This window comes from Streptomyces monomycini, from assembly GCF_022271435.1.
Classification (GTDB): domain Bacteria; phylum Actinomycetota; class Actinomycetes; order Streptomycetales; family Streptomycetaceae; genus Streptomyces; species Streptomyces monomycini.
Genome location: NZ_JAFIQY010000001.1, coordinates 622,397 through 641,325 on the forward strand (window position 1 = coordinate 622,397; position 18,929 = coordinate 641,325).

An 18,929-nucleotide genomic window follows, 5' to 3' on the forward strand; every position below is an offset into this window, starting at 1 on the left:
TGCGGCCGGTGAGTGGACGGGCATCCTCACGGGGGTGGGATGCCCGTCACCCGGATCACGTCAGCCGCATACCGTGGGCGGTGACGATCGCGTCGTAGTCGCCCTTGAGGCCGCCCTCACCCACGTAGCAGCGGTACCCGCTGGGCTTGTCGAGCGGCACCAGCTGCACCTCGGGAGCCTTGTCGCAGCGCAGCGACCTGGCCGCCTTGCCCCCGTACATCCCGTACTGCTTCCACGCCCGGGCCCGCATCCCTTCGGCGGTCAGCACGCCGCCCTTGGTGGGCGTGGCCGTGTACTGCATCAGGATGAAGCCGCCCTTGGTCTCGACGCGGAAGGGCACGTCGACTCCCATGTACTTCACGGTGCAGGTGAAGGTCTGCGGCTTCTCGCCGCCGACCTCCTTGGTGTCGCAGGTACTGCTGGTCGGCTTGGACACCGCGCCGCCCATGGAGAGCACCCGGCTCTCCAGGTCGTACTTGATCTGCTCCAGCACCGGCGCCTTCTTGCCGGGCGCCGGGTGCTGCGGAGCGGCCTGCTCGGGCGGCGCGGCCGTCGGGCTCGGCACCGGCGTGCCCTTGGCGGACGCCGGCTCTCCGGACGATCCGCAAGCGCTGGCCGCCGAGACCACCAGAGCCACCGTCGCCGCCGTACGTATCCACTTGTTGCGCTGCACTGCTGCTTCCCCGTCTTCCCCGTTGCGCGCGGGCCGCTGGACGCGGCCTGCGCACCTTGTTCCTGGACCGACCGATCTTAGGACGCGCGCGGCGCAGCGGAGGGAGCGGGTCCGCAGGGGAGCGCGAGCCGCGCCCGGTCTTCCTCAGCCGAAGTCGCACCTCAGCCGAAGTCGTAGTCGAAGGTGTACGGAACGGACGGGCTGCCGTGCTCGGCCGTGAACTCCCCCGTGCCGCGCAGTCCGGCCAGCTCCCCGGTGGCCGAGCCCGGCACGACCTCGAACGTGCAGTGCACGCTCCCCCTGTCGTCGAACGAGCCGCGCTCCTCCATGGCGAAGGCACCCTGCCGCCCGTCGACGGTGCCCGTCAGCAGTTCCATCCCAGTGAACGTGCCGGTCTTCTCGGTGCTGTAGACGATGGTGTACTCGCAGGTCGTCCGGGCCGCCTCGATGCCCCCGGCGAAGGTGTTGACGACGGTGGCGTGGGCCAGGCGCGGAAAGGTGTCCTCCTCGCCGAGGGCGCGCTCCTGCCAGTCGGTGTAGGTGAAGTGCCCGGTGGTGCGGGTGCGTGCGGCGCTGGTCTGGGCGGTCATGGTGGTCCTCTCGTCCGGCCGCGCGGTGCGGTCCGCGCGGCGTGCCCGAAGTCTGATTGCCGTACCTGACACCTTCTGTCAGGTACGGCGCGACAATGACCCCATGCGCGCCGACCGTCTGCTCTCCCTCCTCCTGCTGCTCCAGAACCGCGGCCGGATGACCGCGGCCGAGCTGGCCACCGAACTGGAGGTGTCCCTGCGGACGGTCTACCGGGATGTCGAGGCGCTGGGCGCCGCGGGCGTCCCGGTCCGCTCCGAACGCGGCCCGGACGGCGGCTACTCGCTCATGAACGGCTACCGCACCCGGCTGACCGGGCTGAACGACGCCGAGGCGGAGTCCCTGTTCCTGGCCGGTGTGCCGGGAGCCGCGCGGGAACTGGGCCTGGGCGCGGGCCTGGCGACGGCCCAGCTGAAGCTCCAGGCCGCGCTGCCGCCCGGCCTGGCGGAGCGGGCTCGCCGCCTCCAGGACTGCTTCCACCTGGACGCCGCCGCCTGGTTCCGGCACTCGGACCCCGTACCCCACCTGGCGTCCGTGGCCCGCGCCGTCTGGGAACAGCGGACGCTGCACGTCCGCTACCGGGCGTGGGACGGCCGGGAGGCACACCGGGAGCTGCGCCCGCTCGGCCTCGTCCTGAAGAGCGGCATCTGGTACGCGGTGGCCTGGGCGGACGGCCCGCCACCGGGCGACACCGCCCCACCGGACGGCCCGCCACCGGGGTACACCGCCCCACCGGACGGCATTGCCCCGGGGGCAGACGGCACCACCGTACGGACCAGGACCTACCGCATCTCCCGCCTCATGAGCGCCGAGACGACGGACACGCCCTTCGAGCGGCCGGCCGGCTTCGACCTGGCCGCCTGCTGGGAGGCGTCCTCCCAGCGCTTGGAGGCCAGGTTGCACCATGCGACGGCACGGCTACGGATCTCCCCGCGCGCCCAACGGCTGCTGCCCATGCAGTTCGGCGCGGCCGGCAGCCGGGCCCTGGAAGCCGCCGGGCCGGCGGACCGCGAAGGCTGGGTGCTGGTCGACCTCCCGGTCGAAACCCCGGCCGTCGCGGTCGGCGACCTCCTCAGACTGGGCATGGAGGCCGAGGTACTGGGCCCGCCCGGCCTCCGTGCCGCCGTCGCCCGCACGGCGTCCGAACTGGCGGAGCGGTACGCGGCGCCATGAGCCACCCACCGGCGCGGCACCATGAGCCCCCACCGGCGCGGCACCTCGGCCCGGCAGTCGCACGAGGCGGCCGTGGCCGCCCCGCCTCACCCCCGCGCCCCCGGACCGGGCACCGCCACCGTCGCTTCCAGATGCGCCGCCACCTCCCGCCCGATCCGGCCCAGCGGTTCCGCCTGGGTCATGGCGTGGTGGGTGCAGGGGACGTCGTGGTTCTCGATGTGGCCGGTGACCAGGTGACGCCAGGCCTCGGCGGTCGGCGCGTGGGCGGGCTTGCCCTCGGTGGCGTGGAAGTACAGCAGGTCGCCGTCGAAGATGCCCTCGGAGAAGGTCGGCAGCAACTTCACCGAGTTGGTGAACACCTCGGTGACGGCGGTGAGCCGGTCCTCGCCGAGCGCCGGGTGCTGCTTGAGCGAGTCCAGGAGTTCGTCGCCGCCGCCCTGGCCGCGCAGCACCGCCGCCACGCCCGGCACGGTCAGCGGCCGTGCGAACCGGTCCGGGTCGTGCCCGGCCGCCTCCAGGAGCAGGGCGAGGATGTCGTGCTCCGTCACGGCGGAATCCGTCGTGCCGTGCGGGTCGATGGGGCACGAGTCGAGCATGGCCAGCAGCGCCACCCGCTCGCCCCTGGCCTGGAGCCGGACCGCGATGGCGTGCGCGAGCGCGCCGCCGAGCGACCAGCCCAGCAGGTGGTACGGCCCGGTGGGCTGTACGGCGCGGAGCTGCCCGACGTAGTCGGCGACCATCTCCCCGAAGGTGGCGGGCAGGGCCGCGCGCTGCTCCAGCCCGCCGGCCTGGAGTCCGTACACCGGGACGTCCGGTCCCAGGTGGCGCAGCAGCCCGGCGTAGCACCAGCTCAGGCCGCCGGAGGGGTGGACGCAGAAGAGCGGGGGGCGGCTCCCCCGGGTACGCAACGGCAGCAGGGCCTCGAACCCGTCCGAACCGCCGCCGGTACGCAGCACCTTGACGAGTTCGGCGACGGTGGGTGCTTCGAACAGCGCGCGGATGGACAGTTCGGTGCCCAGGGCGGAACGGATACGGCTGATGAGCTTGGCCGCCAGCAGGGAGTGCCCGCCGAGGGCGAAGAAGTCGTCGTCCACGTCGACCTGCCGCACTCCGAGGACCTCGGCGAACAGCGTGCACAGCACCTTCTCCTGCGGGCTGCGCGGCTGCCGTCCGTTGCAGGCGGCGGGGGCCTCCGGCGCGGGCAGGGCGGCGCGGTCCAGCTTGCCGTTGGCGGTCAGCGGCAGGTGGTCCAGGAGGACGAAGGCGCCGGGGACCATGTACTCGGGCAGGCGCGCGGTCGCCCAGGCACGCAGGATGTCCGCGTCGACCGGTGCGGGCGCGGCGCTACCGGAACCGGAGCGGCGTGAGGCGGGGACACGGCCGGGCGCGGTGCGGGCGGCCGGGCGCCGGGGAGCGACGGGCACGACGTACGCGGCCAGACGCCGGTCGCCGGGGGTGTCCTCCCGTACGGTGACCACCGCGTGGGCGACGCCCGGGTGGCGGGCCAGCGCCGTCTCGACCTCGCCGGGCTCGATGCGGAAGCCGCGTACCTTGACCTGCCCGTCGGCGCGGCCGAGGTATTCGAGGACGCCGTCGGGCGTCCAGCGCGCCCGGTCGCCGGTCCGGTACATGCGCGAACCCGGCGCGCCGCAGGTGCAGGGCACCCCGGGGTCGCCGCAGGTGCCGGCGGCCGACCCGCTGCCCGCGTGGGCGAACGGGTTGGCGACGAACCGCTCCGCGGTCAGCGCGGGCCGGTGGAGGTAGCCGCGGGCGATCTGGTCACCGGCCAGGTACAGCTCCCCCGGCACCCCGGCCGGCACGGGGTTGAGCGCGGCGTCGAGCACGTACGCCTGCACGTTGCGTCCCGGCCGTCCGATGACGGGCTGCTCCCCCTGGCCGGCGATCCGGCAGTACACGGCGTCGACGGTGCACTCGGTCGGCCCGTAGTAGTTGTACGCGGTGGTGCCGGACAGGGTGCGCAGCGTCTCCCAGAGGGCGGCGTCGACGGCCTCGCCGCCCACCATGAGGATCCGGGGCCGGTGCCGTTCGCCGGTGAACAGTCCGGCGGCGATCAGCTGGTGCAGGTAGGTGGGGGTGAGGTCGAGGAAGTCGATGCGCCGGTCGGCGATGTAGTCGACGAGGGCGGGCGGGTCGAGCCGTACGGCGTCCTCGACCAGGTGGAGTTCATGGCCGGCGGCCAGGAACAGCGGGCCCTCCCAGGCGGTGTCGAAGGAGAACGCGGCGGTCAGCGCGGTCCGCAGGCGGCGCCGGGCGGCGGCCGTCTCCGGGTCGATCAGCTCGGCCCGGTGGTCGAAGAACAGGTTCGTCAGCTGGCGGTGTTCCACGACGACGCCCTTGGGCTGCCCGGTGGAGCCGGAGGTGTAGCTGACGTACGCCGGGTGGCCCGGTGCCAGCGGGGTCACCCGGTCGGCGTCGGTGGGGTCGGCGTCCGGACGGAGGTCCAGTTCCCGTGCGGCGGCCGGGGTGTCGAGGCACAAGGTGGCGGCGGTGCCGGGCAGGTGCCCGGCGGCCGCTGCCGTGGTGAGGACGCAGACCGGGCGGGTGTCGGCGAGCAGGAAGCGGATCCGCTCGGCGGGCAGCTCCGGGTCGACCGGTACGTACGCGGCGCCCGTCTTGAGGACGGCCAGCAGGCCGGCGAGGTGGTCGGCGGTGCGCGGCAGGGCCAGCGCCACGAACGTCTCGGGCCCGGCGCCGCGTCCGATCAGCGCGTGCGCCAACCGGTTGGCCCGGGAGTTCAGCGCGGCGTACGAGAGGGTGGTGGCGCCGCACACCAGGGCGGTGGCGTCGGGCGTACGGCGGGCCTGCTCCTCGAAGAGCGCGGGCAGCGTGGTGGCCGGCACCGTACGGGCGGTGTCGTTCCACCCGGTGGTCACCCGGCGGCGCTCGGCGGCGGGCAGCAGGTCGATGCCGCCGACGGGCTGTTCGGGGTCGATGCCGGCCAGGGTGTCCAGCAGGGCCAGGAAGCGGCGCTGGTGGGCGGCGGTGGCCTCGGCGTCGTACAGGTCCGGGTCGGCCTGGAAGTCGATGCGCAGGGAGCCGTCGTCGGTCCGCTCGTAGACGTTGACGCCGAGGCCGGTGACCGGGCCGTTGGAGAGGTTGTGCAGGGTGGCCGGGTGCCGTCCGAAGGCCAGCTCCGGGTCGTAGCCCATGATGTTGATGCCCCAGTCGCCGAGCGGGCCGCCGGTGTGCGCGGCGCCCATCTCCTGGACGAGGTACGGCGACGGGTAGCGCTGGTGGCGCAGCAGGCCGCGGGCCTGCTCGGAGGTGCGCCGCAGCAGCTCGCGCACGGTCGTGTACGGCTCCAGTCCGACCTGGAGCGGCAGCACGTTGGCCACCATGCACGGCGTGCTGCGCGGTACGGCGCCGACGCGGCCGGTCACGGTCAGGTCCAGCGTCACCTCGGTGGACCCGCTCATGCGGTGCACGTACAGCGCGAGCGCGGCCATCGCCACCACGGGCAGCCCCGACCGGGCCTGCCGGGCCAGCGAGCGCAGTCCGTCGGCGGCGGGCGCGGGGAGGTGGCCGGTCTCGCGCACGAAGCGGTGCGGGACGGCGGCCAGCCGGCTGGCGAGACCGGTCCCGGCGGTCCGGCCGGCGAAGCGCTCGGCCCAGAACGCGCGGTCCCTGGCGAACCGTTCGGAGGCGTGGTACTCGGCCTCGTCGGCCAGCAGTTCCTCCAGGGTGCCCAGGCTGCTGGGCGGGCAGTCCTCGCCCGCCTCCAGGGCACTGTAGATCTCGGCGACCCGCCGGATCAGGAGCGAGAAGCCGTAGCCGTCCAGGACGATGTGGTGCAGTGCCATGTACAGCACGCAGTGGTCGTCGGACAGCAGCAGCGCGGCGAAGCTGAACAGCGGGGCGCGGCGCAGGTCGGCGGGCTTGCGCAGGTCGGCCCACATCCATTCCTTCGCGCGGGTCCACGGGTCGGCCGGCGCGACCACCCGGGCCGGGCCGGGCGGCGGGCCCGCGGGGCGGCCCGCCGCCTCCCGCAGGTCGACGACGGGCAGCGGCCAGTCGTCCGCGAGGTCGGGGATCTGCCAGACGCCGCCGTCCTCGTCGGTCTCGAACCGGACCCGTACGGCGTCGATGCCGGCCACGGCGCGGCGCACCGCGGCGTCCAGCACGGCCAGGTCGACCGGGCCGTGGATGTCCACGTACTCCGCGGCACGGTAGATCGGGTTCTCCGCGTCCAGCTGCTGGGAGAACCACATCCCCGTCTGCGCGACGGTCAGCGGCAATCGGCGACCGCGGTGGCCTGGCTTCCTGTTCATGCTTGCCGTCTCCTGACGAAGGTGCTGGTGTACGGCGGCGACCGGGCCGTGGCGGGGCCGTGCGACCGGTCGCGACTCACGCGCCGTAAAGGGCCAACGAGCACCACACGACGGGTGTATCGGTTCGTCGGCAAATCTCTTTGGACAGGTGTACGGAGACGGGGGCGGCGCGCGCGCCGCGGGCCGCCCGGGGAACCGCTGACGCGCAGCTCACCGGCGGAACAACGAGGGCGGGGCCGGGCGGTTCCGGGGCCCGGACGGCTTTCCGGCGAACGGCCCGGCAGTCACGCGTACGTCGAATACGTGCGCCAGAACGGGCCGCCCGGGTCACTCACCGGGACGTACGAGGTCCGACGGGTCGGTGTTCGCGCCGCACACCACGACACACACCCGCTCTCCCGGCGCGGGCCGGTACGCACCGGACCGGAGGGCGGCGAGGGCGGCCGCCGTGCCGTGCTCGACCGCCAGTCTGCGGTCGTCCCACAGGCCCCGGCGCGCGGCCACGATCTCCTCGTCCGGGACCAGCAGCGAGACCGCCTCCGTCCGCCGCGCCCAGTCCAGCGCCATCCGGCTGGCGCGGCGGGCGCCCAGCGAGTCCGCGGCGACGGAGCCGACCGGGACGTCGACGACCCGGCCCGCCTCGATCGCCGCGTTCAGCGCGCGGCAGTTCTCCGGCTCGACGGCCACGACCCGTACGCCGTGGTGATGCGCGGCCGCGGCGACCCCGCTGAACAGGCCACCGCCGCCGACCGCGACCACGACCGTGTCCAGGCCGGGCAGCGCGGCCCGGATCTCCTCCAGCAGGGTGCCGGCCCCGGCCGCGATCAGCGGGTGGTCGTACGCGTGCGCCGCCAATGCCCCGGTGCGCGCGACGTGTTCTTCGGACGCCTCCAGCGCGGCGGCGTACTCGGTGCCCACCTGGCGCACGTCGGCGCCGAGCCCGCGCAGCCGGGCGACCTTGACCGGCGGCGCGGTCTGCGGCAGGAACACCGTCGCCCGGACGCCGTGGCGGCCCGCCGCCCAGGCGCAGGCCAGCCCGGCGTTGCCCCCGGAGGCGATGACCACCCCGGCCTCGGGCAGGGTGCCGGCCTCCCGGTGCGCGGCGACGAAGTTGGCCGCGCCGCGGGCCTTGAAGGACCCGGTGTGCTGGGTGAACTCGTAGGCGAGCCAGCCCTCGCCGGGCCCGAACCCGCCCGGGTCGACCGGTGCGACGGTGACCGGGCGCACGTCTCCGGCGATCCGGCCGGCCGCCGCCTGTACGTCCTCGTAGCTGATGCTGCTCATCGCGGTCCACTCTCCCGGGTCGGAACGTCGGAGGTCGTGTCTCAGTGCCGTCCGGCGCGGCGGGCGGAGCCGCCCTTCCGGCCGGACCGGGCCAGTTGATCACGGGCCGTGTCCGGGGCGCCCGGCCGCCCCCGCCCCGTAAGGGCGAAAGTCCCGCCCGGCCAGGACTTTCCGCCCTTGGCGCACGGGACCGGCGACCGAAATGATCTTGGTACGCCGAGCCGGTGACGCGTCCGAGCCGCCGGCCGACCGAAGGAAAGCACCCGCACCTGATGACCTTACGTACACCCGTCGTGATCACTTCCAGCGCCGCGGCCGCCCTCCTCCTGGGCCTGCTCCCGGCACCCGCCGCCCAGGCCGCCGACCGGCCCCGGCCGTCCGGTGCCGGGTCGCTGGACAACGTGCTCTGCATCTACAGCACCGAGATCACCGACCGCACCACCGGCGGTTACGTCTGGGACATCGGCAAGCGCGCCCACGCGCTGTGGAAGAGCGACGACTTCGCGAAGAAGTACGGCGAGCTGTCCTACGCCGAGCAGACGAACAAGCTGCTCTACGAACTGAACGTGAGCCAGCACGTGTTCGGCCACAGCTGGCTCGTGCACTTCACCACCGGCGGCAAGCTGCACCGGAAGCTGGACAACGGCGCAGAGGCCCGGTACGACACGTATTCCTTCCAGCCGAACGACCCGGACGGCATCAACGGCGACGGTTCCCCGGTCGACGGCATGTCCGTCAACTACACCGGCTACGACATCAACGTCCCCGGCAAGCCCTTGGTCGAGTGGGACCGGCCGAGCCGCAAGCAGGACCAGGGCCAGGCGCACTCCCCGCGTGCCGCGCGCTGCACGGCACTGACCGGCGCCCAGCAGAACGCCTTCAAGCAGGAGATCCAGCGGCGCGCCGGACTCGACGAGAAGTACACGCTCCTGCCCAGCTGGGACTTCCTCCTGACCGGCGGCTGGGCGGGAACCTCCGCCAGGAACTGCACCACGTTCGCCCTCCAGGTCTGGGACGCGACGATGAAGGACACCCCGGCCGAACGCATCGACGCGCCCGGCGGCTACCCCGCGGCGGACATCGACAAGCTGGGCGGCAAGGTCCCCGGCGACCTGACGCGGAGTGAGTACTCGGCCTGGATCCCCGCCCTGGCCGGCAAGTGGATCCGCGAGAAGAACGGCGGCCACGACGAGAACCCGGAGGTACCGCGCTTCGCCGACGACGCGCTGGCGCCGGTTGACGCGCGCTAGGCTCCCGTCAGCTTTCCTTTCGCCGTGGCTCCGACGGGCCGGCGTCCGATGACTCCTGCCCGTCGCGCCGCTTCTGCCGTTCCGACACCGCCACTTCCTGGTCGACGGCCCGCTGCTCGAACTCGTCGCGCTCTTCCGCGCGGCGCAGGGCCGCGTCGGCACGCAGGAGCTGGTCCTGGCTGGCCTCGATCAGGCCCTGGGCCCGGTCGATGGCCTCGGAGGAGCGCTGCCGGTGGCCGACGGTGCGCTCCCCGGCCACGCGGGACCGGTGGTCCGCCTGCTCCTCCTGCGCGTCGAGCGCGACCTCGCGCCGGTCGGCGGCTCTCTCCCGGTCGTCCGCACGGCGTTCCCGCAGGTCGGCCTCGCCCTCCCGGACGTCGGCGAGGCGTTCCCGCCGGTCGGCGGCCTCGTCACGCCGGTCTGCCAGCTCTTCCCGCTGGTCGGCGTGGAGTTCGCGGCGGTCCGTCTCCTTCTCGCGCTCTTCGAGCCGCCGTTCCCGTTCGGTGGACTGTTGTGCGGCAGTGTCCGGCACCTCGTCCGATGACTCGTTGCTCACCCGGGCAGTATGCGCCGTGGCGCCTCCCTCGTGCGGCAACGGTGTGTCGGTCGACGACGCCATGTCAGCCTCCCGTGGAGTCCAGGTAGGCGCCCAGCGGCTGGAGCGGCGTCCACAGTTGTTCGAAGTAGGCGGCGAAGTACGACATGTACGTCGGGTCCTGGACACTGAAGCCGTTCAGTTTCTGGCGGGCGCCCCCGGAGAAGGCCAGGAAGACCGTGCTGTCGTCGATCAGCGCCATGTTCAGGCCGTCGGCCGCCGCCGTCCACCGCAGGACGTTCGCCTCGTAGTTGAGCAGGCGACCGGTCTCCTCCCGGTGCCGCCGGGCCCAGGCGAGGACGTCCCGGTCGGGCACGCCCTCGCACTCGGGGATGCCGATGATGCGGCGGACGCTGCGCTGGTCCTCGGTGTCCTCGCGCGCCCAGGACAGGATGTCCGCGAAGTAGTCGGCGGAGGCCTTGGTCGTGTACTGGTCGGGCGGATAGCGGCGGGTGTACGTCACCCTGATCTCCGACCGGGCCGCCCGGACGCACCGGGCCGCCGCCGAGTAGAACTCGGGGTTGCTGCGGTACCAGGTCGCGGCGAGGAGCGCGTCACCGCCGACGTCCGGCAGCGCCGCCGGGGCCGCGGCACCCGCCGCTCCGTCCCGCCCGGCCGGCCCCCGGCGCAGCGCGTCGAGGCGGCGCTTCGCGTCCCGCCAGCGGTCCAGCCAGTCCGCCGGTTCCGCGCCGCAGGCGCTGACGAAGGCGGAGGTCAGTTCCCAACTGGGGAAGCGGCGCCCGTTCAGCATCGCGGACACCGAGCTGCGCCCGCACTTCATCTGGAGGGCGAGGCGGGCCTCGGTCGGTTCGAAGCAGCGCAGCCGCAGTTCGCGCAGCTGCTCCGCGAATGCTTCCACGGGCTCCGGGGCGGGCGGGGACGCTGGCCGTTCGGTCAATGGATCATCATCCCCCGGGTGCGCGGCGGGTGTCACAGATGTTCCGTGCCTGTCCGTCATTGTCCGCCTGTGCCACCGGGGTTCGCCAGTGCCCCGCCGCGCTGCCGCGGTGCTCAGAAATGCCTGCGCCCGTCTCTGGGCCATAGGCGCAGGTGAGCGCGGGGCCGACACTTCCGGTGCACGGGCTGCGCGGCGCCGCGCGGCGGGAACGCGGGAACGCGGGAACGCGGGAAGGAGGACGCCATGTGACCTGACAGCCGATCGCGACCGGCCGGGACGAACCGGCGGACGGGCGGCGCCCGTACCGCCACCGGCACACGAAGAGGCCGCTCCCTGGTGCTTCTGGCGGGAAGCAGGGAGCGGCCTGCTGCCGGACTCGGAACACCTCGTGTTCTTCTTCCACAAGGAGATCTCATGTCCGTCGACTTCAGGACAGCCCTTCGCTGTACGGGCATCGCCTTCGTGGCGGTGCTCGTCGTGGGCGTCACCCTGGTGACGCCCTCCCCCACCGGATTCCCCGTCCCGCAGGACTCCCTCTGGGTCCTGCTCGTGGCATCGGCGCTCACGCCGGCCACCGTGCGCGGCGGGGCGGGGCGGCGGCGGTGAGCGCGGCGCCGACGGCGGCGTGCCGCCGGTGCGGGGTCTCGGAGCCGCGCACCTTCACCGTCCCGGTCGTCGACTGCTCCGGCCGGCTGCTGGTCGCCACGTCCGCGATCTGCGCGTGCGGCGGCACGACCCTGGTCGGTCTGCGGCCGGCCCGTACGGCTGACGGCCGGGACGCGCGGGGCCGGTGACCGTGACCGGCCGCGGACGGGTGCGCCCCGCCGCGGCCGGTCGCGCGTCCGCGTGCGACGGCGCGGGGCCGGTCTGGGTATCGTCGGCCGTCGGGCCGGTGGACCGCCGGTGACCGTACGACAGACGAGACACGACGAGAAAGGTGCAGGCGCTGTGCCACGCCCTCAAGGCCGGGACCACGACCGCGGACGCGCACACAGCCGGGACCGCGGGCAGCCCCGTGGCCACGGCCGTCCACAGGACAGGTCGGCGGCCGACCGCCCTCAAGGGGTACGGGACGGGCTGGCCGGGGAACTGCGCCGGATGGACGGCGCCTCGTACGGCAGGTACAAGGCGCTCCTCGGCAGCTGGTCCATGCCCGGCTTCACCCTGGAGGTGATCCGCGGGCAGTCCGACCCGTACGCGCCGCCCGCGCGCGTCGCCCTGCGCGTACCGGCCGAGGAAGCCGGGTTCCCCGCCGATCTGTGGGAGTCGCCGGTCCGGCGGCGGGCGCTGGCGAGCTACCTGGCGCGGCGGGCCGCCGAGGCGGCGGACCACCGGGCGCTGCGGGTGGACGCCGGCGGCCAGGAGGTGCTGGAGCGCAGTTCCTGCCTGGTCGACGCGCGGGACGGCTCGGTGACACTGCGCCTGGGTGTCGACCTGCCGGGACACGGCCGCCGCATCGACGGGCACGCGGCGGAGCACGTCCTGTGCGGCCTGCTGCCGAGGGTCGCCGAGCGCGCGCTGCGGTACGCGGCGCTGGACGCCGACGACGTACGGGCCTTCGCCGACACCGTCGAGGACTCGGCCGCCCTGCGCGCCGCGCTGCCCGGCCTCGGCCTGGTCGCGTTCGTGGCCGACGGCGCGGTGCTGCCGCGGCGCAGCGGCGTGGACGACCGCCCGGCGGCCGGTGACGGAGTCGTCCCGTTCACCTCTCCGGAGGAACTGCGGGTCTCGGTCGACCTGCCGCACGCGGGGACGGTCACCGGCATGGGCGTACGCGAAGGCGTCACCCTGATCGTCGGTGGCGGCTTCCACGGCAAGTCGACGCTGCTGCGGGCCCTGGAGACGGGCGTGTGGGACCACGTTCCGGGGGACGGCCGCGAGCGCGTGGCGGCCCGGCCCGACACCGTCAAGATCCGCTCCGAGGACGGCCGCCGGGTCGAGCGGGTGGACGTGCACGCCTTTGTGGACCATCTGCCGAGCGGCGCGGACACCACCGACTTCTGCACGGACAACGCCTCCGGCTCCACGTCGCAGGCCGCCTCCCTGTGCGAGGCCGTCGAGGCGGGCGCGCGGGCCCTGCTCATCGACGAGGACACCGCGGCCACCAACCTGATGATCCGGGACGCGCGGATGCAGGCGCTGGTCGCCAAGGAGCGGGAGCCGCTGACGCCGTTCGTGGACCTCGTCCGCTCCCTGCACCGGGACCACGGGGTCTCGACCGTGCTGGTGATGGGCGGGTCCGGCGACTACATGGAGGTCGCGGACCAGGTGGTCATCATGGACGCGTACCGGCCGTCCGACGTCACCGAGCGGGCACGCCGGCTGGCGGCGGTGCCGACCGGCCGGACCGCCGAGGCGGACGCCTTCCCCGGCGTCGCCCACCGCCGCCCGGACCCCGGTTCGCTCGACACGTCCGTACGCGGCCGCTCCCGCATCCGGGCACGCGGCGACGACGGACTGACCTTCGGCGAACACGACATCGACCTGCGGGCCGTCGAACAGATCGCGGACGCGCGCCAGGTGGTGGGCATCGGACTGGCCCTCGAACTGATGGTGCGGCGCGGGTACGTGGACGGGAAGCGCACCCTGGCCGAGGCGCTCGACCTGCTCGACGGCGACCTGGAAGACGGCGCGCACCGCCTCCTGGCCGTCCGCGACGAGGACTTCGCGCTGCCGCGCCGTCACGAGGTGGCCGCGGCCCTGAACCGCCTGCGCGGCCTGCGGGTCCTGGGTCGGCCGACGGGAAGCCGGCCAACAGGGCCGGCCGTCGGGGGTGGCGAAGGCTGAGGACCGGCCGTCGGGGGTGGCGGAAGGCTGAGGACCGCCCGTCAGGGGTGGCGGAGGCCTGAGGGCCGGGGCTCTCCGCGTACGCGGCGCGCTGCGTACGGCTACGCGGGTGTGCGGCGCGCGCTGCGTACCGGCTGGTGCGCGCGCTGCACGTACGCGGACGAGCCCCGGCACACTCCCACAGCGCGCGCTACGACGCCGACGGCACCGGTTCCACGCGCCGGATGCCCGCCCGCCGCACGACCTCGCGCCCCACCTCGGCGGCCCGCCGTACCAGTGCGGCGCCGTCCCAGTGGGGCGGCCGGCCTTCCCACAGCCGCAGGCGGCCGCCGACCACGACCGCGCGGATCTGGTCGCGGCCCGCGAGCCGTACCAGCTCCCAGCTCAGGTCCCACGACGGCGTCAGCTCCGGTACGTCGAGGTCCACGACGAGGAAGTCCGCCGCCTTGCCGGGCGCGATCTCGCCGGTGACCCGGCCGAGGCCGAGCGCGTCGGCGCCGCGCGAGGTCGCGTGCTCCAGCCACAGCCGCCCGGCCCCGCACACGGAGTCGCCGCTCCGCAGGCCGAACGCCAGCCGTTGCGCGGTCTCCGCGGCGTCCACCAGCCGGAATCCGTCACCGCGGGTGCCGTCCGTGCCGGTGCCGAAGCGCACACCCATGGCGGCCATCGTCCCGGCCTGCGCGACGCCGTTGCCCTTCCACGCGCTGGCGACGGGGTTGTAGCTGACGGCCGTGCCCGTATCGGCCAGCAGGCGGAGTTCGCCGGGTGTGAGCAGGGTGGCGTGGGCGCCGAGCGTGTGCGGTCCGAGGGCGCCGACGTGGTGGAGGTGTTCCACCGGGCGCCGGCCGACGCTCTTGAGGGAGCGTTCGACGGAAGCGAGGTGTTCGTTGACGTGCACCTGGAAGACGGCGCCCGCTTCAGCGCACAGCCGTGCCGTGCGCCGCAGTACCCCGGCGTCGGCGGCGTCCTCCGGCACGGGGATGGCCAGCGAGGGGTGCACCAGCCGGGCCCCGTCCCAGCGGGCGAGGTGCCGCTCACCGCCCTTGCCGTCCGAGCACACCCGGCCCAGCACGCAGCGGACACCGGCCTCCTGGGTGGCCTGCGCCAGGACCGCGACATCGACGGGCGCGCGGGTACCGGCGTCGGCGACGGTGGTGAACCCGCCGCGCAGCGCTTCCAGCGCGGCCAGTTTCGCCGCCAGGTAGGCGCTCTCCTCGTCGAGCGCGCGTTCCAGGGGCTCCCAGACCGTCTTGAAGATCTCCGACGGCTGCCCGAACGCCTGCGCCTTGCCGAAACTCTGCGTCAGATGGTGATGCGCGTCCACGAATCCCGGCATCAGCAGCGCGCGTCCGAGGTGTACCGGGGTCAGGCGACGATGGGTGCCGATCAGCTGGCGCGCGGGCCCGACCTCCCGGAACACTCCGCCTGCCACGCGTACGGCATGATCCCTGACGGGCCCTCCGGGCAGCAGCAACGCTTCCGGTACGAGGAGGAGTTCGTCGCCTTCGAAGTGCTCGGGGCGGAGTTCGGGGGCAGCGGCCGACGCGGGCCCCGCCGCCGCGGTCGCCGTCCCCGCGGTCGCCGCCAGCAGCCCACCCGCCCCGGTCAGCCCGGCGTGCATCAGGAAGGACCTGCGCCCCGTTCCCGCCTCCCGGACCTGAGAGTTCTCCCGGGCTTCCGGGGCCTCCCGGGCCCCGGGGTTCTCCCGACCCTGTCGCTCCTTCTGGCTCCCCCGGTCCTCCTCCGGGCGCGGCCCTTCGTCCGCCGCCCGGGCGCCCTCGTCCCCCGACCGCTCCCGCCCTGCCTGGTTCCCCAACGCGCTCTCCTCCGTGGTCGGTTTCCCGCCGCCCTGGACCGGGCGGGCCGACGATAAAGGAGCCCGCAACACGGAACAACCCTTCCGGCATACGGGAGAAACCGCGCCCCCACGAGTGCGCCGCCCCGGGTGGCGGAACCCCCCGATACAGCGCACAAACCCGCACGTCCCAGCGTCGTCCCAGGTCAGCGTGGGTGGCGTAACTTCGGGGAAATGTGCGGCCCCTAGGTTGAGCGGGCGCCCGGCACCCTGCCGCCCGGCGTGCCCCGAGCCGAGTTGCGGAGATCCCATGACCGCGTCGCCGTCCGAACCGGCCGCCGCTCCGGCGGGCCACCGCACCCGGTCCCGCGCGGACCGGGCCCGGCAGGTCGCGGAGGTGCTGCGCCGGCAGATCGCCTCCGGCGCCTTTCCCTCCGGCGTCCTGCCGGACGAGCGGAGCCTGATCGCCGACCACGGCGCCTCGCGGAACACCGTCCGCGAGGCGCTGGGTGTCCTGCGCGACGAAGGCGTGGTGGAACGGCGGCAGGGGGTGGGCACGGTGATCCGGCACCGTACGTACGAGCACACGCTGGAACGGCTGACCGGACTGGCCGAGACCCTGTCGGCGTACGGGCGGATCAGCAACGAGGTACGGGTCGCGGACGTGATCCGGCCGCCTCGTGAGGTGGCACGCAAGCTGTGCGTCCCGGAGGACGGACAGGTCGTGTACATCGAGCGGCTGCGCCGCCTCGGCGAGGACCCGCTGTCACTGGACCTGACCTACCTGACCACCGACATCGGACGGCCGCTGCTGGACGCGGACCTGGCGGGCCGGGACCTGTTCGGCCTGATCGAGGAGTCGGTCGGCGGCCCGCTGGGCTCGGCGAGCGTGACCGTGCACGCGGTCAACGCGGACCCCGGCACCTCGGCCCTGCTCGGAACCCCGCCGGGGCAGGCGGTGTTCACCGTCGAACGGCTCACCCGGCTGCCGGACGGACGCCCCGTGGACCTGGAGTTCCTGCGCGTACGGGGCGACCGGCTGGCGTTCCGCGCGGAGCTGGGCCGGGACACCGGTGCGCCCGGCAGCCCGCCCGCCGGTTCCGGCGCTGAGGGGAAGCACAGGTCCGCCCCGACGGAGTACAACGGTTCCGGCCCGGCAGGTGACGACCGATGACCCGCGCCGCACCCACCTCGCGTACCGCTTCCCCCCGCACCGCGAACGCCGCCGCCACCGGCCCGTCTCGCCTCGGCATCGCCGTGCTGTGCCTGTGCGTCACCCTCGTCGTCGGCATGGTGTCCGCCGTCAACCTCGCCATCCCGTCGCTGTCCCGCAGTGCGCTGCACCCGTCCGCCGAGGCCGTGGTGTGGGTCGTGGACGGGTACGTGGTGTTCTTCGCCTGCCTGCTCGTCCCGGCGGGCGCGCTCGCGGACCGGCTGGGCCGCAAGGGCACCCTGCTGAGCGGGATGGCGCTGTTCGCGGCGGGGTCCGCGCTGTGCGCCGCCGCGCCCGGCATCGCGGTGGTGATCGCCGGCCGGATGCTCTCCGGAGCCGGTGCCGCCGCCGTACTGCCGACGACGCTGGCCCTGCTGGTGGCGGACGCGGCGCCGGAGCGCCGGCCCCGGCTGGTGGCGGTGTGGGCGTCGATGACGGGGCTGGCGGCGGTGCTGGGCAATGTCGGGGGCGGCGCGGCCCTCCAGACCGGTTCCTGGCGGGCCCTGTTCCTGTGCGTCGTCCCGCCGACCCTCCTGGCCCTCGTCCTGATCGCCTGCTGCGTTCCGGCCGCCGTACGCCACGGCCGTCCGGTCTCCCCGCTCTCGGCGGCCCTGCTGACCGCCGGCTTCCTGGCCCTGCTGGCGGGCATCGTCTCCGGGCCGGAGTCGGGCTGGCTGGGGGTACGGACGGTGGGCGGGTTCGCCTTCGCCGCCGTACTGCTGACCTGCTGGGTACGGTACGAACTCCGGCGGCCGCAGCCGATGCTGGACCCGCGGCTCTTCGCCCTGCCGGTCGTGCGGGCGGGAGCGCTCGGTCTGGCACTCGCCTTCGTCGGCATGTTCGGCCTGTTCTACGTCAACGGCCAGTACCTCCAGTACGCGCAAGGCCATTCGCCGCTGGGTGCGGGCATCCGTCTGCTGCCGATGGCGGCCGCGCTGCTGCTGGCCCCGCGCTGCGCGATGGCACTGGAGCGGCGGCTGGGCGGCCGGGCCACCGTGGGTACGGGGCTGCTGGTACTGGCGGCGGGCCTGGCCACCGTGTCCACGGTGAGCGCGCGCACCCCGTACGTCCTCTACGCCACCGGCGCCACCCTGACCGCGGCCGGCTGCGGCCTGGCCACCCCCCTGCTCTCGCACGGCATGATGTCGGCACTGCCGCCGGACCGGGCCGGAACCGGCTCCGGACTGCAGAGCCTGGCCCGCGAGTTGGGCAGCGCGCTGGGCATCGCGATCAGCGGCAGCATCGTCACCGCCCTCTTCACCGCCCGCCTGCCTGCCGTACTCCGCGGCCCGCATCCGCCGACGACCGTGGCCGCGGCGGAACGGGAGCTGAGCGCGTCCGGCCCCGCGGGCAGCGGCCTGCGGGACGCGGTGCTCGACGCCTTCACCGGCTCGCTCGATGCCGCGATGCTCGTACTGGCCGCGGTGGTCGTGGCGGGCGGGGCGCTGGTGGTCGCCTGGTACCCGGGACGCCGCTCCCGCACGGTCGCTGGCAAGATCCACCCATGACTTCCGCCACCACGCCTGCCGCAGCTCCTTCCACGGCCGCTTCCACACCGTCCCCGATACCTCCCGTAGTACCCGCCGGCCGTATGCGGGACAGCGAGCAGCCCACCCTCGGGCTCACCGCGGACGCCGAGTTACGCCCGTGGCGGCCCACCGACGCGCACGCGCTGGTCGCCGCCTGCCAGGACCCGGACATCCGGCAATGGAACCGGCCCGCACAGGTCTCGGCGGAGGGCGCGCGGGCCAAGATCGCGCACTGGCATCAGCGGTGGCACGACGAGCAGGCCGCCATCTGGGCCGTCGCGGACGGCGCGGGCGGCGCAGCGGTGGGACTGGCCGGACTCGCGGACCTGGACCTCAGGGGCGGCAGCGCGGAGTTCCTCTACTGGCTGCTCCCGGCCGGACGCGGGCGCGGGCTCGCGGCGTCGGCGACCGTACGGATCAGCCGATGGGCCCTGGAGGATCTCGGCCTGCACCGGCTGCGGCTCAGCCACTCCGTGGCCAACCCGGCGTCCTGCCGGGTGGCGGCCAAGGCGGGCTTCCGGCTGGAAGGCACCCTGCGCAGCGCGCTGCTGCACGCCGACGGCTGGCACGACGAGCACCTGCACGCCCGCATCGCGGGCGACGAATGGCCCGCCGACGCCTGAGCCACCGCCGCGGGCTGCTGGTCGCGGCGGTGGCTCGGGCAGGCGTCGTCCGGTGCGGGCCGTGCTCAGCCGGTGGTGTGGCCGGAGAGGCGTTCGACGCCGCGTAGGAGGGCGGAGTGGTCGAGGGCGCCGTCGCCCTGGGCGCGCAGGGCGGCGACCAGGGAGGCGACGAGGGTGCCGGTGGGCAGGGCGGCGCCGACGGTGCGGGCGGCGTCGGTGACGATGCCCATGT

General features: G+C 74.4%; 15 protein-coding genes and 1 pseudogene. 8 read left to right on the forward strand and 8 right to left on the reverse strand.

Features of this window, described 5'->3' with window-relative positions:
- Nucleotides 1-55: 55 nt before the first annotated feature.
- The gene (locus JXZ78_RS02580) at nucleotides 56-673 is read right to left on the reverse strand and encodes a hypothetical protein (RefSeq protein ID WP_030018629.1); all 618 of its coding nucleotides are present in this window, start codon (nucleotides 671-673) and stop codon (nucleotides 56-58) included.
- 161 nt (nucleotides 674-834) lie between these two features.
- Nucleotides 835-1,263, reverse strand: a complete 429-nt coding sequence (locus JXZ78_RS02585) for a DUF3224 domain-containing protein (protein WP_030018630.1) — start codon at nucleotides 1,261-1,263, stop codon at nucleotides 835-837.
- A gap of 103 nt (nucleotides 1,264-1,366) precedes the next feature.
- On the opposite strand from JXZ78_RS02585, the gene JXZ78_RS02590 reads away from it, so the two are divergent.
- Nucleotides 1,367-2,434, forward strand: a complete 1,068-nt coding sequence (locus JXZ78_RS02590) for a helix-turn-helix transcriptional regulator (RefSeq protein WP_030018631.1) — start codon at nucleotides 1,367-1,369, stop codon at nucleotides 2,432-2,434.
- An 86-nt stretch (nucleotides 2,435-2,520) separates the two neighbouring features.
- Here the strand turns inward: JXZ78_RS02590 and JXZ78_RS02595 are convergent, their stop codons facing one another.
- Nucleotides 2,521-6,723, reverse strand: a complete 4,203-nt coding sequence (locus JXZ78_RS02595) for a non-ribosomal peptide synthetase (RefSeq protein ID WP_030018632.1) — start codon at nucleotides 6,721-6,723, stop codon at nucleotides 2,521-2,523.
- Nucleotides 6,724-7,050: 327 nt separating this feature from the next.
- Nucleotides 7,051-8,007 (reverse strand): threonine/serine dehydratase, encoded by a 957-nt coding sequence (locus JXZ78_RS02600; protein ID WP_030018633.1) that lies wholly within the window; start codon nucleotides 8,005-8,007, stop codon nucleotides 7,051-7,053.
- A gap of 272 nt (nucleotides 8,008-8,279) precedes the next feature.
- Here JXZ78_RS02600 and JXZ78_RS02605 point away from each other — a divergent pair, with 272 nt between their 5' ends.
- A complete protein-coding gene (locus JXZ78_RS02605; protein ID WP_030018634.1) occupies nucleotides 8,280-9,257 on the forward strand; it encodes a hypothetical protein in 978 nt (325 codons plus the stop codon).
- Nucleotides 9,258-9,264: 7 nt separating this feature from the next.
- Here the strand turns inward: JXZ78_RS02605 and JXZ78_RS02610 are convergent, their stop codons facing one another.
- Nucleotides 9,265-9,813 carry a hypothetical protein gene (locus JXZ78_RS02610; RefSeq protein ID WP_208870112.1) on the reverse strand — a complete coding sequence of 183 codons (549 nt, stop codon included), beginning with the start codon at nucleotides 9,811-9,813 and terminating at the stop codon, nucleotides 9,265-9,267.
- Nucleotides 9,814-9,877: 64 nt separating this feature from the next.
- On the reverse strand, nucleotides 9,878-10,750 hold the full coding sequence (locus JXZ78_RS02615; RefSeq protein WP_157851488.1) for a helix-turn-helix domain-containing protein: 873 nt from the start codon (nucleotides 10,748-10,750) through the stop codon (nucleotides 9,878-9,880).
- Nucleotides 10,751-11,164: 414 nt separating this feature from the next.
- Between JXZ78_RS02615 and JXZ78_RS02620 the strand changes: the two genes are divergently transcribed.
- From JXZ78_RS02620 to JXZ78_RS02630, 3 genes are all read left to right on the forward strand, one after another.
- The gene (locus JXZ78_RS02620) at nucleotides 11,165-11,356 is read left to right on the forward strand and encodes a hypothetical protein (RefSeq protein ID WP_030018637.1); all 192 of its coding nucleotides are present in this window, start codon (nucleotides 11,165-11,167) and stop codon (nucleotides 11,354-11,356) included.
- Nucleotides 11,353-11,544: a hypothetical protein gene (locus tag JXZ78_RS02625; RefSeq protein ID WP_030018638.1), complete on the forward strand. Its 192-nt coding sequence runs from the start codon at nucleotides 11,353-11,355 to the stop codon at nucleotides 11,542-11,544. Before JXZ78_RS02620 ends, JXZ78_RS02625 begins: the two co-directional genes overlap by 4 nt.
- A 154-nt stretch (nucleotides 11,545-11,698) precedes the next feature.
- On the forward strand, nucleotides 11,699-13,537 hold the full coding sequence (locus tag JXZ78_RS02630; protein WP_078624035.1) for an ABC-ATPase domain-containing protein: 1,839 nt from the start codon (nucleotides 11,699-11,701) through the stop codon (nucleotides 13,535-13,537).
- A gap of 190 nt (nucleotides 13,538-13,727) precedes the next feature.
- Here JXZ78_RS02630 and JXZ78_RS02635 read toward each other — a convergent pair whose 3' ends face one another.
- A complete protein-coding gene (locus JXZ78_RS02635) occupies nucleotides 13,728-15,353 on the reverse strand; it encodes an amidohydrolase family protein (RefSeq protein WP_372498386.1) in 1,626 nt (541 codons plus the stop codon).
- Between the two features lie 289 nt (nucleotides 15,354-15,642).
- Between JXZ78_RS02635 and JXZ78_RS02640 the strand changes: the two genes are divergently transcribed.
- From JXZ78_RS02640 to JXZ78_RS02650, 3 genes are all read left to right on the forward strand, one after another.
- On the forward strand, nucleotides 15,643-16,506 hold the full coding sequence (locus JXZ78_RS02640) for a GntR family transcriptional regulator (RefSeq protein WP_063726034.1): 864 nt from the start codon (nucleotides 15,643-15,645) through the stop codon (nucleotides 16,504-16,506).
- The gene (locus JXZ78_RS02645) at nucleotides 16,503-18,053 is read left to right on the forward strand and encodes an MFS transporter (protein ID WP_063726035.1); all 1,551 of its coding nucleotides are present in this window, start codon (nucleotides 16,503-16,505) and stop codon (nucleotides 18,051-18,053) included. The genes JXZ78_RS02640 and JXZ78_RS02645 overlap by 4 nt, the downstream gene beginning before the upstream one ends.
- Before the next feature lie 83 nt (nucleotides 18,054-18,136).
- Complete coding sequence (locus JXZ78_RS02650) at nucleotides 18,137-18,697, forward strand: GNAT family N-acetyltransferase (protein ID WP_238782625.1); 561 nt, start codon at nucleotides 18,137-18,139, stop codon at nucleotides 18,695-18,697.
- A 65-nt stretch (nucleotides 18,698-18,762) separates the two neighbouring features.
- Here the strand turns inward: JXZ78_RS02650 and JXZ78_RS02655 are convergent.
- Nucleotides 18,763-18,929: pseudogene (locus tag JXZ78_RS02655) on the reverse strand (2-hydroxy-3-oxopropionate reductase); the annotation flags it as partial.